The 26,908-nt window shown below is 65.6% G+C and carries 26 protein-coding genes; 16 read left to right on the forward strand and 10 right to left on the reverse strand.

Annotated elements, in window-relative coordinates:
* Nucleotides 1–17 precede the first annotated feature (17 nt).
* From BMI87_RS00485 to BMI87_RS00510, 6 genes are all read left to right on the forward strand, one after another.
* Nucleotides 18–590 carry a nitrous oxide reductase accessory protein NosL gene (locus BMI87_RS00485; protein WP_246832622.1) on the forward strand — a complete coding sequence of 191 codons (573 nt, stop codon included), beginning with the start codon at nucleotides 18–20 and terminating at the stop codon, nucleotides 588–590.
* Nucleotides 590–913: a hypothetical protein gene (locus BMI87_RS00490; protein WP_078519216.1), complete on the forward strand. Its 324-nt coding sequence runs from the start codon at nucleotides 590–592 to the stop codon at nucleotides 911–913. Before BMI87_RS00485 ends, BMI87_RS00490 begins: the two co-directional genes overlap by 1 nt.
* Nucleotides 910–2,052: an ABC transporter permease gene (locus BMI87_RS00495; protein WP_078519217.1), complete on the forward strand. Its 1,143-nt coding sequence runs from the start codon at nucleotides 910–912 to the stop codon at nucleotides 2,050–2,052. Before BMI87_RS00490 ends, BMI87_RS00495 begins: the two co-directional genes overlap by 4 nt.
* A 10-nt stretch (nucleotides 2,053–2,062) precedes the next feature.
* A complete protein-coding gene (locus BMI87_RS00500) occupies nucleotides 2,063–2,761 on the forward strand; it encodes an ABC transporter ATP-binding protein (protein ID WP_078519218.1) in 699 nt (232 codons plus the stop codon).
* Nucleotides 2,758–3,756: a hypothetical protein gene (locus tag BMI87_RS00505; RefSeq protein ID WP_078519219.1), complete on the forward strand. Its 999-nt coding sequence runs from the start codon at nucleotides 2,758–2,760 to the stop codon at nucleotides 3,754–3,756. Before BMI87_RS00500 ends, BMI87_RS00505 begins: the two co-directional genes overlap by 4 nt.
* A 105-nt stretch (nucleotides 3,757–3,861) precedes the next feature.
* On the forward strand, nucleotides 3,862–4,557 hold the full coding sequence (locus BMI87_RS00510) for an SDR family NAD(P)-dependent oxidoreductase (RefSeq protein ID WP_078519220.1): 696 nt from the start codon (nucleotides 3,862–3,864) through the stop codon (nucleotides 4,555–4,557).
* A 12-nt stretch (nucleotides 4,558–4,569) separates the two neighbouring features.
* Here BMI87_RS00510 and BMI87_RS00515 read toward each other — a convergent pair whose 3' ends face one another.
* Both BMI87_RS00515 and yghX read right to left on the reverse strand, forming a co-directional pair.
* The gene (locus BMI87_RS00515) at nucleotides 4,570–6,246 is read right to left on the reverse strand and encodes a thiamine pyrophosphate-binding protein (RefSeq protein ID WP_078519221.1); all 1,677 of its coding nucleotides are present in this window, start codon (nucleotides 6,244–6,246) and stop codon (nucleotides 4,570–4,572) included.
* A gap of 109 nt (nucleotides 6,247–6,355) precedes the next feature.
* Complete coding sequence (yghX, locus tag BMI87_RS00520) at nucleotides 6,356–7,270, reverse strand: YghX family hydrolase (RefSeq protein WP_078519222.1); 915 nt, start codon at nucleotides 7,268–7,270, stop codon at nucleotides 6,356–6,358.
* Nucleotides 7,271–7,493: 223 nt separating this feature from the next.
* Between yghX and BMI87_RS00525 the strand changes: the two genes are divergently transcribed.
* Complete coding sequence (locus tag BMI87_RS00525) at nucleotides 7,494–8,633, forward strand: HlyD family secretion protein (protein WP_078519223.1); 1,140 nt, start codon at nucleotides 7,494–7,496, stop codon at nucleotides 8,631–8,633.
* Between the two features lie 12 nt (nucleotides 8,634–8,645).
* Entirely contained in the window at nucleotides 8,646–10,634 is a 1,989-nt protein-coding gene (locus BMI87_RS00530; protein WP_078519224.1) for a glycosyltransferase, read from the forward strand.
* 18 nt (nucleotides 10,635–10,652) lie between these two features.
* Here the strand turns inward: BMI87_RS00530 and BMI87_RS00535 are convergent, their stop codons facing one another.
* A complete protein-coding gene (locus BMI87_RS00535) occupies nucleotides 10,653–11,231 on the reverse strand; it encodes a hypothetical protein (RefSeq protein WP_078519225.1) in 579 nt (192 codons plus the stop codon).
* Nucleotides 11,232–11,509: 278 nt separating this feature from the next.
* Between BMI87_RS00535 and BMI87_RS00540 the strand changes: the two genes are divergently transcribed.
* Nucleotides 11,510–12,643, forward strand: a complete 1,134-nt coding sequence (locus BMI87_RS00540) for a cache domain-containing protein (RefSeq protein WP_146681474.1) — start codon at nucleotides 11,510–11,512, stop codon at nucleotides 12,641–12,643.
* Nucleotides 12,644–12,713: 70 nt separating this feature from the next.
* Here BMI87_RS00540 and BMI87_RS00545 read toward each other — a convergent pair whose 3' ends face one another.
* On the reverse strand, nucleotides 12,714–13,280 hold the full coding sequence (locus BMI87_RS00545; protein ID WP_246832623.1) for a PAS and helix-turn-helix domain-containing protein: 567 nt from the start codon (nucleotides 13,278–13,280) through the stop codon (nucleotides 12,714–12,716).
* Nucleotides 13,281–13,374: 94 nt separating this feature from the next.
* On the opposite strand from BMI87_RS00545, the gene BMI87_RS00550 reads away from it, so the two are divergent.
* The 3 genes from BMI87_RS00550 to BMI87_RS00560 are packed head-to-tail and all read left to right on the forward strand — an operon-like array spanning nucleotide 13,375 to nucleotide 16,843.
* Nucleotides 13,375–14,541, forward strand: coding sequence for an acetyl-CoA acetyltransferase (locus BMI87_RS00550; protein WP_078519227.1), 1,167 nt, complete (start codon nucleotides 13,375–13,377; stop codon nucleotides 14,539–14,541).
* The gene (locus BMI87_RS00555) at nucleotides 14,538–16,040 is read left to right on the forward strand and encodes a class I adenylate-forming enzyme family protein (RefSeq protein WP_078519228.1); all 1,503 of its coding nucleotides are present in this window, start codon (nucleotides 14,538–14,540) and stop codon (nucleotides 16,038–16,040) included. Before BMI87_RS00550 ends, BMI87_RS00555 begins: the two co-directional genes overlap by 4 nt.
* Complete coding sequence (locus BMI87_RS00560) at nucleotides 16,040–16,843, forward strand: 3-hydroxybutyrate dehydrogenase (RefSeq protein ID WP_078519229.1); 804 nt, start codon at nucleotides 16,040–16,042, stop codon at nucleotides 16,841–16,843. The genes BMI87_RS00555 and BMI87_RS00560 overlap by 1 nt, the downstream gene beginning before the upstream one ends.
* A gap of 107 nt (nucleotides 16,844–16,950) precedes the next feature.
* Here the strand turns inward: BMI87_RS00560 and BMI87_RS00565 are convergent, their stop codons facing one another.
* The 3 genes from BMI87_RS00565 to BMI87_RS00575 all read right to left on the reverse strand — a co-directional run bounded on the left by BMI87_RS00565 (nucleotide 16,951) and on the right by BMI87_RS00575 (nucleotide 19,963).
* Nucleotides 16,951–18,489 (reverse strand): tripartite tricarboxylate transporter permease, encoded by a 1,539-nt coding sequence (locus BMI87_RS00565; protein WP_078519990.1) that lies wholly within the window; start codon nucleotides 18,487–18,489, stop codon nucleotides 16,951–16,953.
* A 9-nt stretch (nucleotides 18,490–18,498) separates the two neighbouring features.
* The gene (locus BMI87_RS00570) at nucleotides 18,499–18,930 is read right to left on the reverse strand and encodes a tripartite tricarboxylate transporter TctB family protein (RefSeq protein ID WP_078519230.1); all 432 of its coding nucleotides are present in this window, start codon (nucleotides 18,928–18,930) and stop codon (nucleotides 18,499–18,501) included.
* 67 nt (nucleotides 18,931–18,997) lie between these two features.
* Nucleotides 18,998–19,963 (reverse strand): tripartite tricarboxylate transporter substrate binding protein, encoded by a 966-nt coding sequence (locus BMI87_RS00575; RefSeq protein WP_078519231.1) that lies wholly within the window; start codon nucleotides 19,961–19,963, stop codon nucleotides 18,998–19,000.
* Between the two features lie 114 nt (nucleotides 19,964–20,077).
* Here BMI87_RS00575 and BMI87_RS00580 point away from each other — a divergent pair, with 114 nt between their 5' ends.
* From BMI87_RS00580 to BMI87_RS00590, 3 genes are read left to right on the forward strand one after another with little or no spacing between them, the layout of a single operon-like run.
* Nucleotides 20,078–20,758 carry a response regulator transcription factor gene (locus tag BMI87_RS00580; RefSeq protein WP_078519232.1) on the forward strand — a complete coding sequence of 227 codons (681 nt, stop codon included), beginning with the start codon at nucleotides 20,078–20,080 and terminating at the stop codon, nucleotides 20,756–20,758.
* Complete coding sequence (locus tag BMI87_RS00585; protein ID WP_078519991.1) at nucleotides 20,751–22,163, forward strand: sensor histidine kinase; 1,413 nt, start codon at nucleotides 20,751–20,753, stop codon at nucleotides 22,161–22,163. The genes BMI87_RS00580 and BMI87_RS00585 overlap by 8 nt, the downstream gene beginning before the upstream one ends.
* Nucleotides 22,160–23,212 (forward strand): ABC transporter substrate-binding protein, encoded by a 1,053-nt coding sequence (locus BMI87_RS00590; protein WP_078519233.1) that lies wholly within the window; start codon nucleotides 22,160–22,162, stop codon nucleotides 23,210–23,212. Before BMI87_RS00585 ends, BMI87_RS00590 begins: the two co-directional genes overlap by 4 nt.
* Nucleotides 23,213–23,219: 7 nt before the next feature.
* On the opposite strand, the gene BMI87_RS00595 is transcribed toward BMI87_RS00590, so the two are convergent.
* From BMI87_RS00595 to BMI87_RS00605, 3 genes are read right to left on the reverse strand one after another with little or no spacing between them, the layout of a single operon-like run.
* Nucleotides 23,220–23,693, reverse strand: coding sequence for a flavin reductase family protein (locus BMI87_RS00595; protein ID WP_078519234.1), 474 nt, complete (start codon nucleotides 23,691–23,693; stop codon nucleotides 23,220–23,222).
* Nucleotides 23,680–24,309 carry an FAD synthetase family protein gene (locus BMI87_RS00600; RefSeq protein WP_078519235.1) on the reverse strand — a complete coding sequence of 210 codons (630 nt, stop codon included), beginning with the start codon at nucleotides 24,307–24,309 and terminating at the stop codon, nucleotides 23,680–23,682. The genes BMI87_RS00595 and BMI87_RS00600 overlap by 14 nt, the downstream gene beginning before the upstream one ends.
* Nucleotides 24,310–24,368: 59 nt before the next feature.
* Nucleotides 24,369–25,934, reverse strand: a complete 1,566-nt coding sequence (locus tag BMI87_RS00605) for a 4-hydroxyphenylacetate 3-hydroxylase N-terminal domain-containing protein (RefSeq protein WP_078519236.1) — start codon at nucleotides 25,932–25,934, stop codon at nucleotides 24,369–24,371.
* A 159-nt stretch (nucleotides 25,935–26,093) separates the two neighbouring features.
* On the opposite strand from BMI87_RS00605, the gene BMI87_RS21930 reads away from it, so the two are divergent.
* Nucleotides 26,094–26,840: an IclR family transcriptional regulator gene (locus tag BMI87_RS21930; RefSeq protein WP_168175132.1), complete on the forward strand. Its 747-nt coding sequence runs from the start codon at nucleotides 26,094–26,096 to the stop codon at nucleotides 26,838–26,840.
* Nucleotides 26,841–26,908: the final 68 nt, after the last annotated feature.

Genomic DNA, 26,908 nt, shown 5'->3' on the forward strand with positions numbered 1-26,908 from the left:
CAAGGAGTTGCAAGACGATGTGCAACCATCCCTGCCATCACGGGGGCATGCCCGCGCGCCCTGCATCGCACCCGACACGCCGCCAGATGCTCCAACGCGCGGCGGGCCTCGCCGCGGCCCTCTCGCTCGGTCCGGGGCTGAGCCCCGCGCGCGCCGATGCACCCACACTCGACCTGCCCCCGCCAGGCCCCGGCGACACATGCCCGGTCTGCGGCATGTTCGTCTACAAATACCCCGAATGGGTCACCACGGTGCTCTACGCGGATGGCTATGCCGATCATTTCGACGGTGCCAAGGACTACTTCAAATACATGTTCGACATGGAGAAATACGCCCTTGGCCGCAAAGCCGATCAGATCACCGGCATGGGCGTGACCGAATATTACGGGCTCAAGCTGATCGGCGCACGCGAGGCGCTTTATGTCGTGGGCTCGGACGTGCTTGGCCCGATGGGGCACGAGCTGGTGCCGCTGATGAACGCGGTCGATGCGCAGGATTTCATGCGCGACCATAAGGGCCAGAAGCTGCTGCGCCATGACGAGGTCACGCCGGAGCTGATCGACGCGCTCGATCAGGGCGGCCCATTCTGATGCGCCGTTCGAGCTATGTCTTTGCGGGCCTCGGCGCTCTGACGCTGCTGCTGGCGGTGGAGCTTTACTACCCCGTCTTCGCGCGTCCCCATCGTGATGGGCGTCTACTGGAGGAGCGCAGATTGGTCGCGCGGCTGGGGCTGACCGACCCGGCGCTGTTTACCGAGGCGCGCTACACCCGCAACCCCAGCCTCGCCGATCTGAACACGCCGTTTCAGGACCACCCAGGCAGCTTCGACCACTTCCCCTCCGGCACCTTCGTGCCGCCCCCCGCCACGCCCGGCAAGGGCTGGCTCCTCTTCCAACCCGAGGCCGCGAAATGACCCCATTCCTGCGCCGCCAGCGCGCGCTGGCCGATTTCACCCTCGCCGCTCTCGCCCGCCGCAAAGGCAAGAATATCGCCCTGATCGCGGTCTATTCTGTGGTGGTCTTCGTCCTTGCCTCGGCAATGTTCTTCGCCGCCAGCCTGCGGTTCGAGACCACGACCGTGCTCGAAGGCGCGCCCGAGATTACCGTGCAGAAGATCACGCTGGGCCGTCAGGACCTGATCGACGGCTCGGTCGCCGACGAGATCGCCGCGATCCGCGGTGTGACCGAGGCCCATCCCCGGCTCTGGGGCTATTACTACGACCGGATCAATGGCGCGAATTACACCGTCATGGTGCCCGACGACCGCGAGATGATGCCCGACCCCGGTCAGATCGCGATTGGCGAGGGCATCCCCCGCGCACGCGGCCTCGAATGGGCGGGCGCGCCGGTTTTCCTGTCGCGCTACGAGGGCGATCTGAAGAAATTCGACGTCGCCAAGACCTTCAGCCGCGACTCCGCGCTGATGACCTCGGACCTGATGCTGATGAACGAGGCTGATTTCCGCGACTTCTTCGACATTCCCGAAGGTCGCTACACCGATGTCGTGGCCCGCGTGCGCAACCCCAACGAGGTCGCTACGATCGTCCAGAAAGGCTCGAACGCGCTGCCGCAGATGCGCTTCGTCACCCGCGCCGATATCGCGCGCACCTATCAGAAACTGTTCGACTGGCGCGAGGGGTTGCTGACGGCGCTGGCCTTCGCGGGCATCCTCGCCTTCGTCATCTTCGCCGCCGAAAAAGCCAGCGGGCTCTCGGCCGAGGAAGCGCGCGAGATCGGCATCCTCAAGGCGGTGGGCTGGAATACGCGCGACGTGATCGCGATGAAGATGTGGGAAGGCGGGCTGATCTCGCTGGCAGCCTTCCTGATCGGCACCGTCGCGGGCTTCGCCCATGTGTTCTTCTTCGGCGCCCCGCTCTTCGCGCCGATCCTGAAGGGCTGGGCGGTGATCTATCCCGATTTCCCGCTGAGCCCGCATGTGGACGGGCTGCAACTGCTGACGCTCGCGCTGCTGACCACCCTGCCCTATATCGCTGCGACCGTGGTGCCGATCTGGCGCACGGCCTCGGCCGATCCCGATGCCGTGATGCGCTGAGGAGGCCCCGATGATCACTCTGCAATCCGTGACCAAGACCTATAATGCGGGCCGCCCCAATGCCGTGACCGCGCTGGACGGGATCGACCTGACCATCGAGGGCCGGGCCGTCACCGTCCTCAAGGGGCCGTCGGGCTCGGGGAAATCCTCGCTCCTGTCGGTCGTGGCCTGCATGGCGCGGCCTTCCACGGGCCGCGTCAGTCTCGATGGCGAGGTCGTCTCCGGCCTGCCCGAGCACTTCCAGACCGAACTGCGGCGCGAGCGGTTCGGCTTCATCTTCCAGCGGTTTAACCTCGTGCGCGGCCTGACCGTGCTGGAAAACGTGATGCTGCCAGCCGCGCCGCTGGGTCAGCCCTTCGGGGAGTTGCGCGAACGAGCGATGGACCGGATCGAGGCGCTGGGTCTGGGGCCGCGCGCCCAGACCCGGATCGAGCTGCTCTCGGGAGGCGAGGCGCAGCGCGCCGCCATCGCACGGGCGCTGATCAACGATCCCCCGATCCTGATCGCGGACGAGCCCACGGCCAATCTCGACAGCGCGCTTTCCGAAACCTTCCTGCAGATCGTCGCCGAGGAGAAAGCGCGCGGGCGCACCGTCATCATGTCGAGCCACGACCCACGTGTCTGGGGCGCGGACTGCGTCGACCGGGTGGTTTCGATGCGTGACGGGCGGATCGAGGATGCCCCCGCCCAGCTGGAGCCGCAGCCATGATCTTTCAAACGCCGATCATGGCGCTGTTGCTGGTGGCGGGTCTGGCCGCGCTGACGGCCCTCTGGGCGGGCGGTTTCGCCGTGACCGTGCTGCGCCGCTGGGACCTTACCGATATGGGCGCGCGCCAGCTGCGCATGGAGCGGATGACCGAGTTGGTCTCGACCCTCTTCGCCGCCGTCATGCTGGCCGAGCTCGCGGCGCTTTTGCTCTTCGTCTTCAATGCCGACCGGATGTCGTCGCTATTCGTCGGCGCGATGTGTGCGGTCGGCACGCTCAACGTGAACGATTACGGCTTCCCCGCGCTCTATCTCAAGATCGGAGTGTTCTTCGCCGCCGTGATCTGGTTGATCCTCGACCGGGCCGACAGGCTGGGACGGGACTACCCGCTGACCCGCGTGAAATACGCGGCCCTTTTGGCGATCACGCCGCTGATCCTTGCCGATGGCGCGGTCGAGCTGAGCTATTTCCTCGACATGCAGACCGATGTGATCACCTCGTGCTGCTCGAAGCTGTTCACGCCAAACAATCCCAATCTCGCGAACCAGATGGCGGGCGTCGGCGAGGCGCAGGCGCTCTGGCTGCTTGGCCTCACTGCGCTGATCGCCTTGGCTGCGGGGATCGCGGCGCTGATCCGCAAGCGCGGCTATGGGCTTTACGCGCTGGCCTCGGCGCTGATGTTCGGGATGGGGCTGACTGCGATCGTCGCCACGATCTCGCTCTATATCTATGAAAACCCCAACCATCATTGCCCGTTCTGCATCCTCAAGCCCGAATACGGCTATGTCGGCTACGCGCTGTATGTGCCGCTGTTTCTGGCCACCGCAGCCGGGCTTGGGGCGGGCGCGCTCAGCCCGTTTCAAAAGCGCGCCTCGCTGGCGGGGCCGCTGCCGGGTTTGATGCGGCGGCTGCTGATCTGGTCGATGGCCGGGTTCGCCACCTTCGGGATCGTCTGCCTGATCGTAATCTGGCGCTCGCATCTGATCCTCTTCGGCTAAACTGTCCGCGATGCGGGCAGCCCCGATTTGGGCCAGTGTCGCGCCGGGCTATGTCGTAAGGCATCCGCGCCGGGCGCGGGAACGCGAACTGGAGGAGGACAGACCATGAGCAAGGCACAGGCGGTGATTATCGGAGTGGGCGACGGGCTTTCAGCCGCAGTGGCGCGAGAGCTTGCGTCTGATTATGACCTGACGCTGGCGGCTCGCAGCGCCGAGAAGATGCAGGCACTGGCCGAGGAGACCGGCGCGCGCATGGTGCAGCTGGACGCAACCGACGAGGCCGCGATTGCCGATCTGTTCGACGCCCTGACCGCACCGCCGCGCGTCGTGGTCTACAACCCCTCGGGACGCGTGCGCGGCCCGGTGGCGGAGCTCGATGCCGACGAGGTTCGCGCCGCCGTCGAGATCACTGCGATCGGGGCGTTTCTGACCGGCAAGCACGCCGCTCGGCGGATGCTCGAAGCCGAGCCCTCCGACGGCACTCGCGGCACGATCCTCTTCACCGGGGCCTCGGCAGGGGTGAAAGGGTTCGCGCGCTCCGCCCCCTTCGCGATGGGTAAATTCGCGCAGCGTGGGCTGGCCGAGAGCATGGCGCGCGAATTGCACCCGCAAGGCATCCATGTGGCTTGGGTGAATATCGACGGGATGATCCTCAATCCGGGCCGCAGCGAGGCGCCCGACAAGCCCGGCTCGATGCTGCGCCCCGCGGCGATCGCAAAAACCTATCGCCAATTGATCGAGCAGGACCGCAGCGCCTGGACGAACGAGATCACGCTGCGCCCCTGGGTCGAGACGTTCTGAGGCGGCGGGCGCTCAGCGCCCCTTGCCCGCCTCCAGCGCCGCAGCCCGCATCGCAGAGAGCGACTGGCGCGGAGTGAGCGCCTCGGGCGAGATCACGAGATCCAGCACCGCACCGGTCTCTGAGGCCCGCGCACGTTCGAAAGCGGCGGCGAAATCCTCAGTCCGCTCGACCCGCTCGCCGTGGAAGCCATAGGCCTTCGCCAACGCCGCGAAATCCGGGTTTACCGCCATCGAGGTGCCCGACACGCGGGTCGGATAATTGCGCTCCTGATGGGCGCGGATCGTGCCGTAAATCCCGTTATTGAGGATCAGGATGATCGGCTGCGCACCCGCCTGCGCGGCGGTGGCAAGCTCCTGCGAGGTCATCTGGAAATCGCCGTCGCCCGCGAAACAGACCACGGTCTTCTCGGGCTGCGCCACCTTGGCCGCGATGGCCGCCGGCACCCCGTAACCCATTGCGCCCGATTGCGGTGCAAGCAGCGTGGCGTTCGGCCCGAAGCGGAAGAACCGCCCCGGCCAGACCGCGAAATTGCCCGCGCCGTTGGTCAGGATCATGTCCTCGGGGAGGTGCTCGCGCAGATAGGCGCAGACCTTGCCCATATCGACCGGCGAGGGCAGATCGGGCAGATCGAAGCCCGCCTCATAGGCCGCGCGACCCTCGGCCCGCCAGTCGGCCCAGTCACCCTTGACCGGCTCCAGCGCGCCAAGGGCTGCGGCGAAGGCGTTCGGCCCGGCATGGATGCCGAGTTCGGGACGGTAGACCTTGCCGATCTCCAGATCGGAGCCGTGGACATGGATCAGCCGCTGCGCGGGCTGCGGCACGTCCAACAGCGTGTAGCCGTCGGTCGTATTCTCGCCAAAGCGCGCATTGATCGCGAGGATCACGTCGGCCTCGCGCATCAGGCGCTTCACATGCGGCGCCATCCCGACGCCCGCATCGCCGCAGAAGACGGGCGAATTATTGTCGAACTTATCCTGATAGCGAAAGACGGAAAGCACAGGGATATCAGAGACTTCCGCGAAGGACTTAATGGGCGCAGCGCCGTCCCCGCGCCAGTTGCACCCGCCATAGAGGATCAGCGGACGCTTGGCCCCGGCCAGCATCTCGCACAGCTTGCCCATCGCCGCCGGATCGGGCTGCGGCTCGGTGATCCGGACGGGCGCACCCAGCGGTGCGGCCTCGGTCATCGACGTCAGCATATCCTCGGGCAGCGCGACCACGACCGGACCGGGCCGCCCGCTCACGGCCATCGTCCAGGCGCGCGAGAGGATTTCGGGGATACGCTCGACCCGGTCGATCTCGACCGCCCATTTCGCCATTGTGCCGAAGACCGCCTTGTAATCGAGCTCCTGAAACGCCTCGCGGCCCTTCATATCGGTGCCGACCTGCCCCACGAAGAGGATCATCGGCGCGGAATCCTGCATCGCGGTGTGGACCCCGATCGCGGCATTGGTCGCCCCGGGGCCGCGCGTGACCATGCAGATGCCGGGCTCCCCGGTCAGCTTGCCGTAAGCGGCGGCCATGAAGCTCGCCCCGCCTTCCTGCCGACACAGCACGAAATCGAGCGTGCCCTGCGTGTCATGCAGCGCGTCGAGCACCGCGAGATAGCTCTCCCCCGGCACCCCGAACGCCTTGCGCGCACCAAGCCCCACGAGGCTTTCGACCAGAACCTGACCACCGTTTCTCATGCGCGCGCCTCTCTCCCGTTTGCGGCTCCGCGCGATGACGCGGATCTTGCGAGAGGCGTAGCACGCGCCAAATCCAAGCGCACCCCCGGCAGGTCGCGAGCGCGGCAGCTTACCCGGCGAGGTAGGTCCGGAACCACGCGATCATGCGCTCCTCGGCCAGCTTGGCGGCGGCCTCGTCGTAGCGCGGCGTCGTGTCGTTGTGAAAACCGTGGTTCACGCCCGGATAGATATAGGCCTCGTAGCGCTTGTCGTTTTCCTCGAGCGCCTTTTGATACTCCGGCCACATCGCATTGATCCGCTGGTCGAGCGCTGCCAGCTGGATCATCAGCGGCGCCTCAATCATCGCGACTTGCGCGCTGTCTGGCGCAGCCCCGTAGAACGGCACGCCCGCGCCCATCTCGGGATAGGCGACGGCGAGCTTGTTCACCACGCCCCCGCCATAGCAGAACCCGGTCGCACCGACCTTGCCGTTGGTGCCGTCGAGCGTCTGGAGATACTCGAACCCGGCGAAGAAATCATTGAGCAGCGCACCCTGATCGAGGCTGCGCTGCATCGTGCGCCCCTCGTCATCATTGCCCGGATAGCCGCCGAGCGAGGACAGCCCATCGGGCCCCATCGCCACGAAGCCCGCCTTGGCGAGGCGGCGCACCACGTCGCGGATATAGGGGTTCAGGCCGCGGTTCTCATGCACGACGAGGATCACCGCGGGCGGATTGTCCGGGTCAATCTGCGTCGGGCGCACCAGATAGGCGGTGATCTCGCCGGTGCCGTTCGGGCTGGAATAGGTGATGTCCTCGCCCAGAATGTCGGGATCGTCCTCGGCCACCTGCTGGGCCAGCGCATAATCGGGCGCGAGCGCGCCGAGGATCGCCAGCGCGGTCACGCCGCCCACCGCCCATTTCCCCGCCCGATCGAGAAATTCCCGTTTCGAGATCTTGCCATGGACATAGTAATCGTAGAGATCGAGAAGTTCCTGGTCGAAATCGGCCGCCGTCAAACGGCTCGCATGGGCTGGGTCGGTCATGGTGAATCCTCCTCCTGAACTGGAGAAGTGTATCATGAACGCGCGCGTTTCCTTCGCGTTATCGACGGAGTGCGCGAGCCCCGCGCCGCCAGTGCCGCTTCGCATCACCAAGCAAATATTCGGCCAATCGCCTCCGGTTGTATCTTGCAATTACGTTACGTTTATAGGTTGTTAAACCTATTGGCCCCGCCGCCCAGAAACGAGCAATTTCGAGGAGCCCAAATTGAAAACTTTTCGCCCTGTCATCGGTATCGTTTTAGTCGCGGGCGCGCTTTGGGTGATCGTCGGAGAGCAGATGTCGGGCGTGAGTGCCGATGCCGTCGTCAATGCGCCCGTGGTCACGGTGCGCAGCAGCACTGCCGGTAAGCTGTCGATGCCGAAACGACCGCTCGGTGCCCATGTCGACAAGGGCGAGCGGTTGGCCACCGTCGATGATATCCTCTCGGACACGACGCGGCTCGAAGATTTGCGAATGGAGCTGGCGAATGCCGAGGCAAATGTCGCGCGGATCAAAAGCGACCTCGCCGCCAAACGCACGCAACGCGACGCCTATAGCGCGCGCAGCAAGCTCTATCGCACGCATCGCATCGCCGAGATCGAAACGAAGCTGAAATTCGCCCGCGCGCGGCTCGACCGGCTGCAGCCCGATGCGCAAAGCTCGGAGACGAGTGCCACGCAAGTGGCGCAGACCGCCCCTGCCGCCCCGGCGGAGAATGGCCCCGTGACGCAAGCGCGCGAGGACGTGGCGCTGCTCGAAAACGCGCTCGATGCCGCCAAGTCCGGCGTCTATCTGGGCGACGGCTATAACGACGCCCCAAGCTCCGAACAGCGCGGCGCGCTTCTCGACGAAGAGATCGCCTCGCTCGACGCGGACCTCACCGAGGCCCAAGCCCGCGTCAAGACGCTCGACGCGCGCCGGGCAAAGGAACAGACGCGGGTGAACACCCTGTCCTCGAGCCAGGTGACATCGCCCGCGAACGGGATCTACTGGGAAACCCTGCAGGCGGATGGCGTGACGGTGCAGCGCGGCGATCCGATCATGTCGCTCGTCGATTGCGACGTCTCGCTGGTGACCGCCTCGGTGAGCGAAGGCGTCTACAACAACCTCAAGGTGGGCGATTCCGCGACCTTTAAGCTGGCCTCGCGCGACAAGATTTACGACGCGACGATTGCGCGGCTCGCCGGCAGCGGCGCGGCGCGCGTCTACCAGCACCTCGCCATCGCGCCGAGCCAGAAACATCTCGAGCGCTACGATGTGACGCTTCTCGTTCCGGACCTGAAATCCGATCCCGACCTCGACTGTCCCGTGGGGCGCACCGGGCGGGTGTTCTTCGAGCACCGCCCCCTCGACTTCCTGCGCTGAGGGCGGGGCGGCATGTTCTTCTATCCGCAACTGGGAGAGCTTGGCTCGGCGGCGATGCAGCTCATCCTCGTGGTGGGCATCACAGCCATTCTGCCGAGCTTCGTCAAACCGCGGCGCAATTGGCACCGGGCGGTCTTGCTGGGGATCAGCGCGGTGCTCGCGCTGCGCTATATCTGGTGGCGCGCGACCGAGACCCTCGCCCCGCCCGGCCTGACGCTGGATGCTCTGGCGAGCTGGTCGCTCTTCGGCCTCGAAGCCTTCACCATGATCGGCTCGCTCAGCGCCTTTCTGGTCCTGTCGCGGATCAAGCTGCGCAGCGAGGAAGCGGATCAATACGCTAATCTCCCGACGGAGAAAGAGCCGCTCGTCGCGATCCTGATCGCCACCTATAACGAGGATCGCGACGTTCTCGAACGCACTATCGTGGGCGCGAAATTCCTGCGCCATCGCAACAAGATGATCATGGTCTGCGACGACAGCCGCCGCGACTGGCTGCGCGATTTCTGCGAGACCAAGGGCGTGCGCTACATGCGCCGGGCCGATAACGAAGGGCAGAAGGCGGGCAATATCAACCACGCGCTGGACCGGCTGGCTGAGGAAGAGGTGCAGCCAGATTTCGTGGCAATCCTCGATGCGGATTTCGTGCCCCATCGCGGCTTCATTTCCCGCACGCTGGCGCTGTTCCACGACCCCGAAGTGGGCCTCGTGCAGACGCCGCAACACTTCTTCAACTCCGACCCGATCCAGCACAATTTCAAGCTCGACAGCTCCTATCCCGACGAACAGCGCTTCTTCTTCGACCAGATGCAGCCCGCGCGCGACGGCTGGGGGATCGCTTTTTGCTGCGGCACCTCCTCGGTCTGCCGCTGGAGCGCGCTGCGTGAGATCGGCGGCTTCAACACCGAGAGCGTGACCGAAGATTTTATGCTGACGCTGGCGTTGCAGAACGCAGGCTGGCGCACCGTCTATCTGGCCGAGCCGCTGACCGAAGGCCTCGCCCCCGAAGGCCTCAAGGAATACATCACCCAGCGCGCCCGCTGGTGCCTCGGCCTGATGCAGATCGCGCGGTCCTCGCTCGGCCCGTTCTCGAAAAGCAAGCTGCGTCTGCGCGACCGCTGGAGCGTCATCGACTCGATCTTCTACTGGACCACGACCTTCCCCTTCCGGATCGCGGCGATCTGCTACCCGCTGCTCTACTGGTATTTCAACATCACCGTGGTGAATGCGGGCCTCGCGGATGTGCTGAGCTATTTCGGGGTCTATTACCTGTGGAGCCTGATGATACTGAACATGCTCAGCCGCGGCATGGTCGTGCCGCTGCTGAACGACGTGAGCCAGCTGATCGGCGCGATCCCGATCGCCCGCGCCGCCTTCACCGGCTTGCTACGGCCCCATGGCCATCCGTTCTCGGTGACGGCGAAAGGCGGCGATCGGTCGAAAGTCGTCGTACAGTGGCGGATCATGATGCCGTTCCTGATCCTGTTCTTCCTGACGCTGGGCGGCCTTCTGATCGGGATCGTCTGGGATCGCTTCGCCTATTACGACGCGGGCGACGGCAAATGGGTGATCCTGTTCTGGACGATCTATAACCTGTTCCTGCTGGCGGCGACCTGCCGTGCCTGCGTGGAGCTGCCCCGGCGCGAAATCCATGTGGCCGACAAGCCCGAGCGGATTTCCTTCGTCTCAGACGGCACCGAATACTGGGTCTGGATGACCTCTTTCACGATGGACACGGTGCGCCTGCGCGGCCTGACCTTGCCGGAACAGACCCGCGGGATGTTGACGATCGACCAGATCACCGACCCGATCGAATGCTACGTCATCGCGAAGACCCGCGATGGCGCGCGCCTCCAACTTCTGCCGACCGAGGAACAGCGCGAAGAACTGTTCGTGCGCTTCTATGCCGAAGGGGACGAGCCGGGCGTCAGCCATGTGAGCGCGAGCGCGCTTCTGCACGACATCTACCGCCGCTTCTTGCCGAAATACTCCTCGGACGAGTGAGCCTTCGGCGGGCCCGAATTAATAGGTATTAATGGAAAGGCCGACGAAGGCTTCCTTGGCAAGGGCGCGCCACCCCGCCCGGATCGAGACCGGCCCGCCGTCGATTTTCTGGGTCACCGCGATGGTACGCTCGGAATAGGTGTCGCTTCCGCCCGCGGAGAGCTCTAGCCCCAGCCCGGAGCGGTTCCCGGCCTGAAACAGCGCAAACCAGTCCTGATCGATCGTGTTGTATTGCGCCAGCATGAAGACATGCCCGAAGCTGGTTGGCGTATACCGCTCCAGCCCCACGCGCGCGCCGAGTCGCCAGTTATCGTCGTCCAGCGTGCGACCGATACTGGGCCCGACCTTAAGCGTACCGATTCCCCCGAGGGCAAAGTCGCGCGTCACAGCCGCCCCGGTCGACCACCCCCCATCGTAATCAGAGAAATTCGCGCTGAAGCTCACTTTCCCGCGCGACATTGAAAAGACCGTGTCGGAGGTATTCTGCGCCGCGTCGAACTGCAGAAACGTGCCATCCGCGCGGGCTTGCGAGCCCGCCCCCAGTGACAGTGCCAGGCAGGTCGCGATCGCGACGCTTACTCCTTGAATCTTTTGCATATTACGTGTCCTGTAAGCCTGTGCCCGAGACCTTTGCGGCCCCTCGATCTGCAATTTGGTTTTTGCGGAACGACCCGTCGATCGAGCCCTCGCAGTCCCGTACCCCGGGAGCTTGTTCCTTCGAGTGTTTGGCATCGCTTTGCGCTTTGCAAGCCATCCTTCCGGTCCGCGAAAAAATTAACCTTGAAATGGGCCCGCACCACTTTCTCGCCGTATTTACTCAGTAACCATGATTTAAATCGGACCCCTTCTACAATTAACGTAGGATTGAAGCGAAGATGACCATTCGTCGACATCACAATCTCGGAGGCATTTTCCTACGCACCGCTCTGGCGATGGTGCTCGTCGTGGCAGCGACGGCCGTCTTCGTCGCCAAGGTCGTGTCGGATCAGGCCCATGAATTTCAGACAACCATTGAACACAAGCTGGTTCTGAGAGGCTCCGACGCGATCGCGCTCAGCTTCAACACCGCGCTGATGCGCGAATGGGACAGTATGCATGCCGTTGCGCGAAGCATCGGCACCGCGTCGAAAGACGACATCAACAAGTTCATGGACGCCGTCGCCCGCACCGGGGGTCAGGTCGCCTGGGCAGGCTTCGCCGCGCCCGATGGCACCATCATCTCCGGCTCGAACGGCTATGATGTCGGCAAGAATGTCAGCTCCAAGCGGTGGTTCCGCGATGGCATCCGCGTGCCGTCGGTCGATTCCATCACCGAGACGGCCACCAATGCGCTGACCGGCAAGATGGAGTATTTCCTGAACCTCTCGACCCCCGTGAAGGGCCCGGACGGCCAGAAGATCGGCGTGCTGGTCTACCGCGTGCGGATCGCATGGGTGCGCAGCTTCCTGTTCGAGGCGAGCAAGGAGCTTGGCATCGACGTGGTCGTGCAGGACATCAACGGCGATACCGTCATCGACACCCGTCACGAGAGCACGCCCCTGCCCAAGAGCCTGACGTCAAGCGCGAGCCTGCGCAGCAAGTCTTCCGGCGTCTTCCACCTTGTCGACGGCAAGGACGGCGGAACCTATGCCTTTGCGCCGGATTTCGTCTGGAACAAACTGCCCAACTTCGGCTGGCGCGTCTTCGCGGTTCTGCGCCGCGACAACATCTCGAACGATCTGCCGGTTTTGACGCAGGTGACGCTGGCGACGGTCGCAGCCGCGGCGCTGTGCCTGCTCGGCGTGACGCTGGTGTTCCTCAAGCTGCTGCTGCGCCCGGTCGAGCGGCTGGCAGAGGATGCCAAGAGCATCGCGAACGGCAAATACGTCTTCCCCGAGGAAGCGACGAGCTCTCAGGAAGCCGCATCGCTGTCGAGCGCGCTCGCGATCATCCAGAGCAAGCTCACCCCGCAGCGTAGCGAGCGGCCGCCCCGGTCGACACCTGAGGCGTCACCTGAACCGCATTCGTGATCTGGGCCTGACTTGGGATCGAGACAAAAAGGGGCGCCTCGGCGCCCCTTTTTTCATTGAGGCGACGCGTCTAGAGCGGCAGCCCCGTCAGCCGCGCCACCAGTTCGGCGGTGTTGCGCGCGCCGAGTTTCGCCTGCAGCCGGGCGCGATGGGCCTCTGCGGTGCGCGGCGACAGCTCCAGCACCCGCGCGATCTCCTTGTTGGTCTGCCCCTCGGCCAGAAGGGCCGCCACCTGCCGCTCGCGCGCGGTCAGATCGACGACGGGCCGCAATTCCGACAGATCGGCAAAGCTCCACACCGCGCGCGCAAACGGGTCGGCGGGCGTCAGCGATTGCCCCCGCACCCGGCACCAAAACAGCGACCCGTCGCGACGTTGCATGATCCGCTCATCGGCATAGCGCCCGGTCTCGCGCATCCGCCGCAACCCGATCTCGCCGATGCGAAGGAATTCTTCCTGCGACGGGTAGAGCACCGCGAGCGAGCGCTGCGGGAGCTCGTCTTCGCGATAGCCGAAACTCTCGCAAAACCGCGCGTTGCACCGCTCGATCACCCGGTCGCGGGTGACCGCCAGCCCGACCGGCGCATGCTCGAAGGCCAGCACCGCCATCTCATCGCTGTCCAGCAGGTCCTGCTCCATCCAATCCTCCCGATAGCGTAGTTCTACGAATAGAGGTCGTGCCGCCCCTGCGCTAGTCTCCGCCGCAACGGAGGATCATTGGGAGGAGACCCGCATGGACGCGAAGATCGTCGGCTGGGGCCATACGAAATTCGGCAAGCTGGAGGGGCGCACGCTCGAGGATCTGGTTCTCGAAGCGGGCGGCGGCGCGCTGGAGCACGCAGGGATCGATCCGGCAGAGATCGACGGTATCTGGCTGGGGCATTTCAACTCCGGGCTGGTGCCGGACGGGTTCGCAAGCTCGCTGGCGCTGGGGATCGACGACCGGCTGCGCTTCACGCCTGCGACCCGCGTGGAGAATGCCTGCGCGTCCGGCTCGGCTGCGATCTATGCAGCGCGCGATGCGATCCGTTCGGGCCGGGTGAAGGCCGCGCTGGTGATCGGGGCCGAGAAGATGACCGCGAAGGACACTGCAGGCGTCACCGAGGCGCTCGCCGGGGCGTCTTACCAGATGGAGGAGGCGGGCGTTTCCTTCCCGCAGATTTTCGCACGTTTTGCGCAGGCTTATTATCAGGCGCATGGCGACCGCTCGGCCGCACTCGCCCGGATCGCGGCGAAGAACCACCACAATGCGCTCGCCAATCCGCTCGCGCAGATGCGCAAGGATGTGGGCTTCGAATTCTGCAACACGGTGAGCGACAAGAACCCGATGATCGCCCCGCCTCTGCGGATGACCGATTGCTCGCTGATCTCCGACGGGGCGGCGGCGCTGGTCATGGTCGCAGACGACCGCGCGGGCGATTTCGCCAATTCCATCGGTTTCCGCGCCGCCGAGCAGGTCAGCGACTACCTGCCGATGTCGCGCCGCGATCTGCTGGCTTTCGAGGGCCCGGCAGAGGCGTTCCGCCGCGCCTATACTGCGGCAGGCGTCAGTGTCGATGATCTTTCCTTTGCGGAGGTCCACGACTGTTTCACCATCGCGGAATTGCTCGTCTACGAGGCGATAGGGCTTGTGCCGCAAGGCTCCGGCGCGCGGGCCATCGACGACGGGCTGGTACTGCGCGACGGGCGGCTTCCGGTAAACCTCTCGGGCGGGCTAAAGGCCAAGGGCCACCCCGTGGGCGCGACCGGCGTGTCGATGCATGTACTGGCCGCAATGCAGCTCACCGGTCAGGCGGGCGAGATGCAGCTGCCCGGTGCGGAACTGGGCTGCGTCTTCAACATGGGCGGCTCGGGCGTCGCGAATTACTGCTCCATCCTCGAAGCGGAGCGCGCGGCATGAACCCGGCGGAGTGGCTGATCCGCAGCGCGGTCCGCACGCCGGACGCCCCCGCGCTGCTGCAGGGCGAGGAACTGCGCGCCACCTACGCGGAATTCGCCGACCGCGCCGCCCGCATCGGGGCTGCGCTGGTGGCAAAAGGGATCGCTCCGGGCGACCGCGTGGCGCTGTTCGCCAAGAACTGCCCCGAATATCTCGAGGCAATGTATGGAATCTGGTTCGCAGGTGCGGTGGCGGTGCCGATCAACGGCAAGCTGCACCCGCGCGAGGCCGCATGGATCGTTGAAGCTTCCGAGGCGAAGCTGGCCTTCACCGGCGGCCCGGGAACCGATCTGGGCGTCGAGACAGTGGACTTCAAAGGCCCGGCCTATGCCGATCTTCTGCGCCATGATCCGATGCCCGCCCCGGTCGAGATCATTGAGACCGAGACGGTCTGGCTGTTCTACACCTCCGGCACGACTGGACGGCCCAAGGGCGTGTGCATCACCTCGGCCAATGTGCAGGCGATGTGTCTGGGCTATTTCTCGGATGTCGACAGCGTCGAACCGCAGGATGCGATCCTCTACGCCGCACCGATGTCGCATGGCGCGGGGCTTTACAATTTCGTCCATGTGATGCGCGGGGCGCGCCATGTGGTGCCGCGCTCGGGCGGGTTCGAGGCCGACGAAATCCTCAATCTCGCGCCGAAGCTGCAACATGTCTCGATGTTCGCCGCCCCCACGATGATCCGCCGTCTGGTGGACCGCGCCCGCGCGACGGGCCAGACCGGCGAGGGCATCAAGACCATCGTCTATGGCGGCGGGCCGATGTATGTCGCCGATATCATCGACGCGGTCGAGGTGATGGGCCCGCGCTTCGTTCAGATCTACGGCCAGGGCGAGAGCCCGATGACGATCACCGCCCTGTCGCGCGAGCTGGTCGCCGACCGTACCCATCCGCGCTGGCGCGAGCGGCTGGCCTCGGTCGGGCTGGCGCATAGCCCGGTCTCGGTGCGGATCGCCGACAGCGAAGGCCGCGCCCTGCCCGCTGGCGAAACCGGCGAGATACTCGTGCGCGGAGCCGCGGTGATGGAAGGTTACTGGCAGAACCCCGAGGCGAGCGCGAAAGCGCTTCGCGACGGCTGGCTCTGGACCGGTGATCTGGGCACGATGGATGAGGACGGCTTCGTCACGCTGCAGGACCGCTCGAAGGACGTGATCATCTCGGGCGGCACGAATATCTATCCCCGCGAGGTCGAGGAGGCGCTGCTTCTGCACCCTTCGGTCCACGAGGTCGCGGTGGTCGGAAAGCCCGATCCGGAATGGGGCGAGAGCGTCGTGGCCTTCGTCACGCCCGCGCCGGGGGCCGAGATCGACCCCGCCGCCCTCGATCAACATTGCTGCGAGCAGATCGCGCGGTTCAAGCGCCCCAAGGCGTATCGCGTGGTGACGCAGCTTCCCAAGAACAATTACGGCAAGGTCCTCAAGACCGAGCTGCGCAAGAAAGTGACGGAGGAGGACTAATGTCGCGACTGGATGGAAAGACGGCTCTGGTAACGGGTTCGGTGCAAGGCATCGGCCTTGCGATCGCGAAATCGCTCGCCGAGGCGGGCGCGCGCATCGCGCTGCACGGTCTCGCCGATGCGGCGCAGGTCGCCGAGGCGACAGCGGTACTGGAGGCGGCGGGCGCGCCGGAGGTGAAGTTCTTCGACGCCGACATGGCCGATCCGGCGCAAATCGACGCGATGATGGACGCGGTCGCGGATTGGGGCGACGCGGATATCCTCGTGAACAACGCAGGCATCCAGCGCACCGCGAGCCTTGCCGAAGCCACGCCCGAGATCTGGAACGCCATTCTCGCGGTGAACCTGTCGGGCGCGTTCCACACGATGCGCCGCGCGATGCCGGGCATGGCCGAGCGCGGTTATGGCCGCGTCGTGAACATCGCCTCGGTGCATGGGCTTGTGGCCTCGGCCAACAAGGCGCCCTATGTGGCCTCGAAATTCGGTCTGGTGGGCATGAGCCGGGTCGCGGCGCTGGAATATGCGCAGGCGGGCACGCGCGAAGCGGGCGGCGTCACCGTCAACTGCATCTGCCCGGGCTGGACCGAGACCGACATCCTCGGGCCGCAGATCGCGGAACGCGCAGCAGCCCATGGCGGTGACCGGGCGGCGGGGATCGCGGATCTTCTTGCGGAGAAGCAGCCCACCCGGCGCCTCTCGGACCCCTCCGAAATCGGGGCGCTCGCGCTGTGGCTTTGTGCGCCGATCGCGCACAACGTGACCGGCACCTCGATCCCCGTCGATGGGGGCTGGACCACGCAATAAGGCTCGGAGGTGAGAAAGGGGCGGCGGGTTGACCACCGCCGCCCCTTCCTTCGAACCGGCGCAGGCACCTCGGGGGAGGTGTGATGCCTGCGCTAGGGGGTGCGGTCTCAGTCCGAGATCGCACCCTCGTCATCGCGGCGCTCATGCATCCGCGCTTTCACGAAGCGGCTCAGGAACAGCGGCAGGATGAAGCCCACGATTGCGACGGTCCACAGACCGATCGCCAGCGGGCTGCCAACCAGCGTCCAGTAATCGCCATTCGAGATCGTGACGGCCCGGCGCAGGTTGTTCTCCATCGTGTTGCCCAGAAGCGTGCCGAGGATGATCGGCACCAGCGGCACGTCGAGCTTGCGCAGCAGCCAGCCCATCACACCGAAGCCGATCATCACCAGCAGATCGAAGCTGGAGCCGGAAATCCCGTAGATCCCCACGAAGGACACCATCGCGACGATCGGCATCAGGATGCGCGGCGGGATCATCAGCACACGGGTGAAGATGCCCACCATCGGGATGTTCATCGCGAGCAGCATGAAGTTGGCGATAAACAGCGCCGCGATCAGGCCCCAGACCACGTCGGGGTTGTTCTGGAACAGCAAGGGGCCGGGCGTGATGTTGAGCGACAGAAGCACCGCCAGCAGCACCGCCGTGGTGCCCGAGCCCGGCACGCCGAGCGCCAGCATCGGCACAAGTGCACCGCCAGCCGCGGCGTTGTTGCCCGCCTCGGGGGCGGCCACACCGCGCGGATCGCCCGTGCCGAAGGTGTTCTTGCGGTCGACCAGCTTCTTCTCCATCGAGTAAGAGATGAAGGAGCCCAGCGACGCCCCTGCCCCCGGCAGCACGCCCGCGACGAAGCCCAGGAGCGACGAGCGCAGCATGGTCGGCGTCGTCTCTTTCACCATCTTCCACGGCGGCGTGATACGCCCGACCGAGACCTTGTGGCCCGCGCCGGTGGCCGAGCCGTGGCGGTGCTCAAGGAAGATGAACACTTCCGACAGCGCGAAGAGGCCGACAATGGCAACGAGGAAATCGAGCCCGTCATAGAGGTGCACCTCGCCAAAGGTCAGACGCGGCACGCCGGTCTGCGTGTCCACCCCGATCACCGACAGGCCAAGGCCCAGCATCGCGGCGAAAGCCGATTTCGCCTGATTGGTCGAGGAGACCCCGCCCAGCGTCGCGAAGGCCAGCGCGAAGAGCGCGAAATATTCTGCCGGTCCGAACAGCAGCGCGAATTTCACCAGCTGCGGCGCCAGCAGGATAAGGCCCCAGGTGGCGATGAAAGCACCCACGAAGCTTGCGATGCCCGACAGCGACAGCGCCTCGCCCGCAAGACCCTTCTTGGCCATCGGATAGCCGTCGAGACAGGTCATCATCGCGGGCTCGTCGCCCGGAATATTGAGCAGGATCGAACTGATCCGCCCGCCATACATCGCCCCGTAATAGACCGAGGTCAGCAGGATCAGCGAGGGGGTAGCGCCCAGCCCCAGCGTAAACGCCAGGGGGATCAGGATCGCGACGCCGTTGGACGGGCCAAGCCCGGGCAGCGCGCCCATCATGGTGCCGAGGAACGTGCCCAAGAGCGCGAGCGCGAGGTTCTCGAAGGTCAGAGCGGTGTGAAAACCGTCTGCGAGTGACATTAAGGTGTCCATCATTTCACCTCAGAAGCCGAAGGGGCCGCTGGCGAGCGAGAGGCCCAGCACCAGCTTGAAAATTACGTAGATACCGATCGAGGTGGCGACGCCGACGACGATGGATTGCAGCGGCCCCGTGCCCAGCCGCCATGTCAGGTAGGCGCTGGCAAAAGCGGTCGCGATCAGGAAGCCCACGACGGGCAGAAACTCGGCATAGAGGATCATCACCACAACGGCGGCGAGGATTTCGGCGAGCCGGGCGAGGCTCGGCCAGACCGGGTCGGGATCGGGGCGCAGCAAGATCACGAGCGAAGCCAGCCCGAGGATCACCGCGATCACCAGCGGGAAGGTTTTCGGCCCCACCGCATCCGACAGGAAACTTTCTTGGATTTGCAGCGTCGCCCAGCCGTAGAACAGCGCAAGGCACAGGCCGACGGCGCCGAAGATGCGATCACTCATGATCCCCTCCCTTGGTATGAAGGCGCGGCGGCACCCGAAAGCCCGCCGCGCGCATGGGGTGTCTCGCTTACTTGATGATGCCGATCTGGCGCGAGATGTCCTGGATCTGCTGGACCGAGTTCTGCACGAAGCTCTCGAATTCAGCGCCCTGCAGATTGAGCGGGGCCAGACCGTTGGCCGCCATCACCTGCTTCCACTCGTCGGAGGCGTAGAGCTGGCCGACCTTGTCGACCCACATCTGGTAAGCCTCGTCGGACATGCCGCCCGGCGCGTAGAAGCCGCGCCAGTTCGCGCCGATCGCGTCAACGCCCTGCTCTTTCGCGGTCGGGAATTCCGAGAATTCGCCGTCCAGACGCTCGGGCGCCAGCACCGCGATCACGCGGATATCGCCGGAGTCGACGAAGCCCTTGGCTTCCGAAAGATCGCCGGTGAAGGCCTGAACCGAACCCGCCAGAAGCTGGGTGACCGCTTCGCCGCCGCCGTCGAAGGCGATGTATTTGACCTTGCGCACATCGTCGATGCCATAGGCGTCGGCTGCGATCAGCACCTTGAGGTGATCCCAGCCACCCACGGCCGAGCCGCCCGCGACGGAGACCGAATTCGGATCGGCTTTGATCTTGTCGAGCAGTTCCGGAAGCGTTTGGATGTCGCTGTCGGCTGCCACGGCGATCACGCCGTAATCCGCGCCGATCGAGCCGACCCAGCGGACCTGATCCATCGAGTTGCCCGGATAGGCGCCTTGCGCCAGACGGGTCGCGGTGGCCGAGGAAGCCGCGACGATCAGGTTGTCGTCGTCATTGCGCTTGTTCACCACTTCGGCGAAGGCCACGCCACCGCCGCCGCCGGCGAGGTTCACGACCTGCATGGTCGAGTCGATGAGACCCAGATCCTGCATGGTTTTGCCGACCTGACGGCAGGTGAAGTCCCAGCCGCCGCCGGGGTTCGCGGGCGCGATGCATTCTTGCGCCGAGGCGCCGGTCGCAACGGTGAGTGCCGCGACGGCAATCGCCGCGCGCATGAGTTTAAAAGCCATGGTATATCCTCCACTGTCCGCCCGTTGCCTCCCGCAGCGGGCTATGGACCGGGTTTTACCGCTTGAACCTGTCACGAACCTGTCACAGGTTCAGAGGCGCATGAGGGAGGAAGAATGCGGCTCTTGCTAGTGGAGGATGCCGAGGAGCTGGCCGAGGCCACGCAACGTCGGCTTGCGCGCTCAGGCATGGCCTGCGATCTCGCCGCCTCGGTGGGCGAGGCGCGCGACTTTCTGGCGGTGCAGGCCTATGACGCGGTGATCCTCGACATCAACCTGCCCGATGGCAGCGGCACGGACCTTCTTCGCGAGATGCGCGCGCAGGCCGCCACGATGCCGGTGCTGATGCTGACCGCGCAATTCTCGGTCGATGACAAGATCTCCGCCTTCGAGCTCGGGGCGGACGACTACCTCGTAAAACCCTTTGATCATCGAGAGTTGGAGGCAAGACTTCATGCGATCGGGCGACGGCAGACCACGGATCGCTCTGCCGATCTCGAACTCGGCCATCTGCGCTATAACGCGACAGCAGGCAGCGCCACGGTCGGGGATCAGGCGCTGAAACTGACGGGGCGCGAATTCGCGCTGCTGGGAATTCTGATGCGCAATGCGGGGCAAGTGATGTCGAAGGATCGGCTGCACGAGGGGCTCTACGCCTTCGACGATGCGGTGCCGGGCGACAATGCGATCGAGCTTTATATCGCGCGGCTGCGCAAGAAGCTGACCGGCAGCGGGGTCGAGATCGAAACCCTGCGCGGACGCGGCTATCGTCTGGCGGCACGGGATGGCGATGTCTGACGGCGCTCTCCCCCGCGAAACCGGCCTTTCCGCCACGCGCTCGCTGACCGCGCGGCTCGTGACCGGGCTGTCGGGGCTGATGATCGTCGGCGGGTTGATCCTCGCATTGGCGGCCTTCGCCTATGGGCGCGCGGCGGCCCGCGACGCTTTTGACCGGCTGCTGGTGGGCGCGGCCAATGACATCGCCGCCTCGATCTCGATCCGCGACGGCGCGCCGGTGGTCGATCTGCCGGTCTCGGCGTTTGAGCTGCTGGCCCTCGCCCCCGATGACCGCATCGCCTATCAGGTCAGCGGCCCGAAAGGCGCGGTGCTCACGGGCTATGAAGACCTGCCCCGCCCCGACACGACCGCACAGGATTCCGAACTTTACGACGCGCGCTTCAAGGGAGAGCCCGCGCGCTACATCCGGGTCACGCGCCGTTTCGCGGAACGCCAGTTCTCCGGCACGGTCGAGGTGATCGTGGGCCAGACCCTGCGGGCGCGCACCCAGCTTGCGCTCAGCATCACCCGCAACGCGCTTGGCGGGCTGGCGGTCGGCGGCATCGCCATGCTCGCCTTCGCGATCATCATCGTGCATAGCGCGTTGCGCCCGCTGGAGCGGCTGGCCCATCGCATCTCGGAACGCGACCCGCAGGACCTCACCCCGATCCGCGCCGCCGTGCCGCGCGAGGTCGATGTGATGGTGCAGGCGACGAACGGGTTCATGGGGCGGCTGGACCGGCAATTCGCCACGATGAAAAGCCTGATCTCGGACACCGCGCATCAGCTGCGCACCCCCGTTGCGGCCCTGCGTGCGCAATCCGACCTCGCCGCCGAGGAAGACGATCCCGCCCGGCGCGACCAGATCGTCGCGAAGATGCATTCCGGTACGGTGCGGCTGAGCCGTCTGCTCGATCAGATGCTGTCGCGGGCGCTTGTGATCCACCGCGCCGATAGTGCGCGGCGCGAGCGGGTCGATCTGCGCAACATCGCGCTGGATATCTTCGAGGAAGGCGATCACGTCACCCTCGCGCCGGGCAGCGAAATCCGGCTGGAGATCGCCGAGGCGGAGGTACCCGTGCTGGCCGATGAGCTTTCGCTGTCGGAGGCGGCGAAGAATCTGCTGGGCAATGCGCTGTCGCATGGCGAGGCCCCGGTCACCATCGGTGCGAACATGCGCGACGGGCGCGCCCGGCTCTGGGTGCGCGACGCAGGCCCCGGCCCCACGCCCGAGCTGCGCGCGCGTCTGGGCGAGCGTTTCGCGCCGGGACATTCGGACACGCGTCGGCGCGGTGCGAGCAGCGGGCTGGGCCTCGCCATCGCGCAATCGGTTGCGGAAACCTATGGCGGCACGCTCGAGATGGAGAGCGATACGACAGGCTTCACCATCGCGATCACCCTGCCCCAGGCGGAGGAGACAACATGATCCGCACGCTCCTGTCCCTGACGCTCTGGCTATGCCTGAGTTCCACCGTCGCGGCGGCCGAGCCCGAAGCCATCCGCACCTTCGGCCCCGATGAGCCCGCGCGGCAAATCACCCTGCGCACCACGACCGACGTCAACATCCTCGCCCCCGCGATCGAGGCGTTTCTGGACACCCAGCCCGGCCTCGCGATCCGGTTCGAGCAATGGGGTTCGAACGACCTCTACGATATTTCCGAGGCCGATTGCGCGTCCGGCAAACCCGGCGCCGATCTGGTGATCAGCTCGGGCGTGCAGCATGTCGTGAAGCTGGTGAACGACAATTGCGCGGCCACATGGGTCTCGCCCGAGACGACGGCGCTGCCGAAGGACCTGCGCTGGCGCGATCAGGTCTGGGGCATCTCGCGCGAGCCTGCGGTGATGATCTACAACCGCGCGCTGGTCCCGCCCGAGGACGTGCCGCGCACGCGCTTCGATCTGGTGGACCTGCTGCGGCCCGCGCAATCGCCCTACACCGGCAAGGTCGCGACCTATGACATCGCGGATTCCGGGCTGGGGTTCCTGTTCGCTTTCCTCGACAGTCAGGAGGCCAGCACCTTCGGCGCGCTGACCGAGGCCTTCGCGCGCTCCGGCGCGGTCGCCACCTGCTGTTCGGCCGAGATTATCGACGGGGTCGCGGGCGGGCGCTACCTGATCGCCTATAATATCCTCGGCTCCTACGCGGCGCAGGCGGCACGCGACAATCCCGATCTGGGGATCATCGCGCCCGCCGATTACACGCTGGTTCTGTCGCGCGCAGCCTATCTGCCGGGGCGCGAGCCCAATCCGACCGCCGCGAAACTGCTGGATTTCCTGCTCTCGCCCGCAGGCAAGCGGGCGCTGGCGAAGACCAAGCTGATCGACCCGATCACGCGCGACGGTGGCGGCAGCGACAGCGACGAGACGCTCGCGCTGCAGCGCCTCATCGCCCTCGGCCCACCGCTTCTGGTCGCGACCGACACGATGAAAGCCGCGCGCTTCCTCGAACGCTGGCGCGACATCTTCGCGCAATAGCGCCGGCCTAGCTCGCCAGCGCGCCGAACTTGCCACCACAGAACAGAAGCGGCCGGGCCTCCAGATCGCGCTCGATCTCGACCACCTTGCCGATGAAGAGCGTGTGATCGCCCGCCTCCACCTCCTGCGCGACCTCGGTCACGAAGACGCAGGCAGCCCCCGGCACCACGGGCATCCCGGCGCGCTCGATGAAGGGATCGTTATGCGCCGGATCGTGGCGGCCCGCGAAATGCATCGCCAGCCCTTCCATCTCGTGATTGAGCACCGAGACCGCATAGCGCCCCGAGGCCCGCACCTTCTCGCGCAGCTTGCAATTGTGATCGAGCGAAATGGTGATCAGCGGCGGGTCGAGAGAGACCGACATGAAGGCGTTGGCCGTCATCCCGTGATCGCCATCCTCGGTGCGCGTCGAGATCACCGTCACGCCGGTTGCGAAACTGCCGCAAGCGTCGCGCAGATCGCGCGGATCAATTCCGGACATCGAATTCCTCCCCAAATCTCATATCCTGTGTCAAAAGCGCGCCCGACATCAGCGCGGCGGCATCGGTCGAGCCCTGCAGGGCCACGGCCTCGCGCGCGCGGCCTTCGGCGCGCAGGCCCCGGATGCGCGTGGACGAGATCACCTCGCCGCCTTCGCACAGGACCGCGGGCGCCAGCGTCACGTCGAAGCGCTCGGCCAATGTGGTCACGCAGCCCGCCTGTTTCGCGCCGAAGCGGAAATCCGCGCCGACATGGATGCGGGCGGGGTTGATCCGCGCCAGATCGTCCAGAAACGCCTGCGGGCTGCGCGCGGCATAGCTTTGGCAGAACGAGGCCAGCACGATGTAATCCGGGCCGAGCCGCGCGATCCGCGCGAGCTTCTCGGCGAGGGGCGACAGCTGCCGCGCGCGACCGAAGAACACCTTGGGCGGCGGATCGAAGGTCCAGACGACCGAGGGCACGCCCGTCGCGCGGCCCTCGGCCACGGCGCGCGAGATCAGCGCCTGATGGCCGCGATGGACGCCGTCGAAGGCGCCGATGGTCAGGACGCTCGCGGGCAGCGCGATCTGGTCGTCGCGCAGCACCTGCGTCTTCATGCCTGTGAAATCCAAATTCATGGGGCTCCTCCTTCCCCGGGGTCGTGGGCCGCGCGAGGATCCCGCGCAGCCCTTTCGTCTCAGGCCTGGAACCCGCCCTTGAGGCGGTTCACGTCCCAGGGGTTCACGAGGTCCTTCGACACCCAGCCGTCGAGGTCGTATTCGCTCATGAAATTGTCGACGAGGCCGCGCATCATATCCAACTCGCCCGTGGCCTGAGCGGTGAACATGGTCTCCATGCGGATCGCCTCATAGTTGCCCGCATAGTTGCTCTCGTAGAGCTCGTGACGACCGCCGAATTCCGAGCCGATCGCGTCCCAGAGCAGCTTCAGCAGCTTCACCCGGTCCACCGCGACCATCCCGTTCGAACCGCGTACGAAGCGGTCGAGATAGGGGCGTACGTCTTCCGATTGGAAATCGAGCGTCGAGGACGGCAAGTAGATCAGCCCCGAGGCAACGTGGCGCTCGATCAGCTCCTTGATCCGGGAATAGGCCATCGGCGCGAAGACACGGTAGGCCATCGCCGAGGACGATTTCGGCGCGAGATAGCCATCGGTGCCGACCCAGTCGTCGGGGTTCATGACCATCGCGTCGCTGAGGCCCCAGAACAGGTTACGCCAGCCGATCACCTCGCCCACCGCCGTTTGCGGGCCGCGGAAGCCGCCTGCCCCGGTCGCATCGAGCGCCTTCGAGAACAGACCCGCGATGAAGTCGAGCTTCACCGCAAGACGGGTGCAGCCATGCAGCGTGAAGCGCGGCGCGAAGCCGGACGCCGGGAAGAAGCCGTTCACCTTCTCGATATCGCCATAGAGGAACAGGTTCTCCCACGGCACGAGCACCTTGTCGAAGACGAGAATCGCGTCGTTCTCATCGAGGCGCGAGGACAGCGGATAGTCGAAAGGCGTGCCCATGACGGCGGCGTTGAGCTCGTAAGACGCGCGCGAGATCAGCTTCACGCCGGGGCTGTCCATCGGCGCGGTGAAGGTCAGCGCGAACTTCTTGTCTTTGATCGGCACGCCGTAATAGCCGATGAAGTTGTAATGCGTCAGCGCCGAGCCGGTCGCGACGACTTTCGCGCCAGACACCACGATCCCCGCGTCGGTTTCCTTCTCGACCTGCATGAACACGTCGCCGGTCTCCTCAGCCGGCAGGTGACGGTCGATCGGCGGGTTGATGATCGCGTGGTTCCAGTAGTCGAGACGCTCCTGCGACTTGGCATACCAGTTCTTCGCGTTCTGCTCGTATTCTCCGTAATAGCCGGAATTCGCGCCCAGCGTGCCAAGGAAGGCCGCCTTGTAGTCCGGCGCGCGGCCCATCCAGCCATTGGCGACGCGCTGCGTCTCGGCGATGGCGTCGCGGCCCGCGATCAGGTCTTCCTTCGTCTTCGCGCCCTTGAAGAACGGGTGCGTCCAGCCGCCCGAGCCGGTATCGGTGGGACGCCCGATGGTGTCCTTCTCGGCGTGCAGCTTGTCATACCAACGCGCCACCATGCGCGACGAGTTACGAAACGCGGGGTGCTTGGTCACATCCTTGACGCGCTCGCCATGGACATAGACCTCACGGGCGTCCTGCAGGCTCTCGAGATATTCGTCACCGGTATAGGGGGTCGTGACGCCGCTCTGGGCGTCTTTCACTTGGTCTTTCATGGTTCCTCCTCCATCAGGTCGGATGAACGAAAGACATGTCCGACCTGTCCCCTTCACGGTGCCGGAGCCGGGCTGATACCGAAAGGTATCGACAAATACCGCGACTTTTTCCGGCAATACCGGAATTCTGAGACCCGAAATCACCGCGGGAGGGTCCAGATGAAGACATTACGCAAGGTGGGGGAGCTTTTGCGCCAGTTCACCGCCGCTCAGCCGGAACATTCGGTCACGGACCTGTCGCGCGCGATCGGCAATTCCGTGAGCGGCACGCATGACCTCGTGAACGGTCTGGCGCGAATCGGATTGCTGCGAAAGGTCGAGCGCGGGCGCTATCGGCTGGGCCCGCTGGTCGCGACGCTGAACCGCGCGCGGGAGGATAGCTCGGCGCTGACGGAGGCCGCGCGGCCCGTGCTGGCGGCGCTCTGGCGCGACTATGGCGAGACGCTGCACCTGACCTTGCACGATCACGGGCGGCTTCTGGTGCTCGACGCGCTGGAGGGCACGCAGGCACTGCGGGTCTCGCGCGAGGCGCTGGGGTCTTGGATCGCGCTGCATGACAGCCCGCCGGGGATGCTGCATCTGGCGCAGTTCTCCCCGGCCCAGCTCGACGAATATCTCGACCGGCACACCCGGCCCGGCTCGCGGCTGGAGGATCGCGCACGCTTGCGCGCGGAGCTGGACGCGCTCGCACGCGACGGGTTCAACGCAGGCGCGCCGAAGGACGAGGCGGATGTGATCTGCGTCTCGGCGCTGATCCGCGACCACATCGCCCAGCCCGTCGCGGTGCTGGTCATCTCGGTCCCCCGCTCGCGCCACGAGGTCCAGCCGCGCGCCTTCCGCAATATCGCCCTGGGCGCCGTGCGGACGATTTCCGAACGCCTGGGGTATGAACTTCGGCCAAACTGAACCTTTGAGGTATTACAGGATACCGCGCACCCGTCTGGCCCAAGCCGCCTGCGCCATGCAAATCTCCG

Source organism: Thioclava sp. F28-4 (assembly GCF_002020045.1).
Taxonomy (GTDB): domain Bacteria; phylum Pseudomonadota; class Alphaproteobacteria; order Rhodobacterales; family Rhodobacteraceae; genus Thioclava; species Thioclava sediminum.

Excerpts from the sequence above, each read along its gene's own strand:
- BMI87_RS00485 (WP_246832622.1), top strand. The coding sequence starts at position 18 with ATGTGCAACCATCCCTGCCATCACGGGGGCATGCCCGCGCGCCCTGCA.
- BMI87_RS00490 (WP_078519216.1), top strand. The coding sequence starts at position 590 with ATGCGCCGTTCGAGCTATGTCTTTGCGGGCCTCGGCGCTCTGACGCTG.
- BMI87_RS00495 (WP_078519217.1), top strand. The coding sequence starts at position 910 with ATGACCCCATTCCTGCGCCGCCAGCGCGCGCTGGCCGATTTCACCCTC.
- BMI87_RS00500 (WP_078519218.1), top strand. The coding sequence starts at position 2,063 with ATGATCACTCTGCAATCCGTGACCAAGACCTATAATGCGGGCCGCCCC.
- BMI87_RS00505 (WP_078519219.1), top strand. The coding sequence starts at position 2,758 with ATGATCTTTCAAACGCCGATCATGGCGCTGTTGCTGGTGGCGGGTCTG.
- BMI87_RS00510 (WP_078519220.1), top strand. The coding sequence starts at position 3,862 with ATGAGCAAGGCACAGGCGGTGATTATCGGAGTGGGCGACGGGCTTTCA.
- BMI87_RS00515 (WP_078519221.1), bottom strand. The coding sequence starts at position 6,246 with ATGAGAAACGGTGGTCAGGTTCTGGTCGAAAGCCTCGTGGGGCTTGGT.
- yghX (WP_078519222.1), bottom strand. The coding sequence starts at position 7,270 with ATGACCGACCCAGCCCATGCGAGCCGTTTGACGGCGGCCGATTTCGAC.
- BMI87_RS00530 (WP_078519224.1), top strand. The coding sequence starts at position 8,646 with ATGTTCTTCTATCCGCAACTGGGAGAGCTTGGCTCGGCGGCGATGCAG.
- BMI87_RS00535 (WP_078519225.1), bottom strand. The coding sequence starts at position 11,231 with ATGCAAAAGATTCAAGGAGTAAGCGTCGCGATCGCGACCTGCCTGGCA.
- BMI87_RS00540 (WP_146681474.1), top strand. The coding sequence starts at position 11,510 with ATGACCATTCGTCGACATCACAATCTCGGAGGCATTTTCCTACGCACC.
- BMI87_RS00545 (WP_246832623.1), bottom strand. The coding sequence starts at position 13,280 with ATGGAGCAGGACCTGCTGGACAGCGATGAGATGGCGGTGCTGGCCTTC.
- BMI87_RS00550 (WP_078519227.1), top strand. The coding sequence starts at position 13,375 with ATGGACGCGAAGATCGTCGGCTGGGGCCATACGAAATTCGGCAAGCTG.
- BMI87_RS00555 (WP_078519228.1), top strand. The coding sequence starts at position 14,538 with ATGAACCCGGCGGAGTGGCTGATCCGCAGCGCGGTCCGCACGCCGGAC.
- BMI87_RS00560 (WP_078519229.1), top strand. The coding sequence starts at position 16,040 with ATGTCGCGACTGGATGGAAAGACGGCTCTGGTAACGGGTTCGGTGCAA.
- BMI87_RS00565 (WP_078519990.1), bottom strand. The coding sequence starts at position 18,489 with ATGGACACCTTAATGTCACTCGCAGACGGTTTTCACACCGCTCTGACC.
- BMI87_RS00570 (WP_078519230.1), bottom strand. The coding sequence starts at position 18,930 with ATGAGTGATCGCATCTTCGGCGCCGTCGGCCTGTGCCTTGCGCTGTTC.
- BMI87_RS00575 (WP_078519231.1), bottom strand. The coding sequence starts at position 19,963 with ATGGCTTTTAAACTCATGCGCGCGGCGATTGCCGTCGCGGCACTCACC.
- BMI87_RS00580 (WP_078519232.1), top strand. The coding sequence starts at position 20,078 with ATGCGGCTCTTGCTAGTGGAGGATGCCGAGGAGCTGGCCGAGGCCACG.
- BMI87_RS00585 (WP_078519991.1), top strand. The coding sequence starts at position 20,751 with ATGTCTGACGGCGCTCTCCCCCGCGAAACCGGCCTTTCCGCCACGCGC.
- BMI87_RS00590 (WP_078519233.1), top strand. The coding sequence starts at position 22,160 with ATGATCCGCACGCTCCTGTCCCTGACGCTCTGGCTATGCCTGAGTTCC.
- BMI87_RS00595 (WP_078519234.1), bottom strand. The coding sequence starts at position 23,693 with ATGTCCGGAATTGATCCGCGCGATCTGCGCGACGCTTGCGGCAGTTTC.
- BMI87_RS00600 (WP_078519235.1), bottom strand. The coding sequence starts at position 24,309 with ATGAATTTGGATTTCACAGGCATGAAGACGCAGGTGCTGCGCGACGAC.
- BMI87_RS00605 (WP_078519236.1), bottom strand. The coding sequence starts at position 25,934 with ATGAAAGACCAAGTGAAAGACGCCCAGAGCGGCGTCACGACCCCCTAT.
- BMI87_RS21930 (WP_168175132.1), top strand. The coding sequence starts at position 26,094 with ATGAAGACATTACGCAAGGTGGGGGAGCTTTTGCGCCAGTTCACCGCC.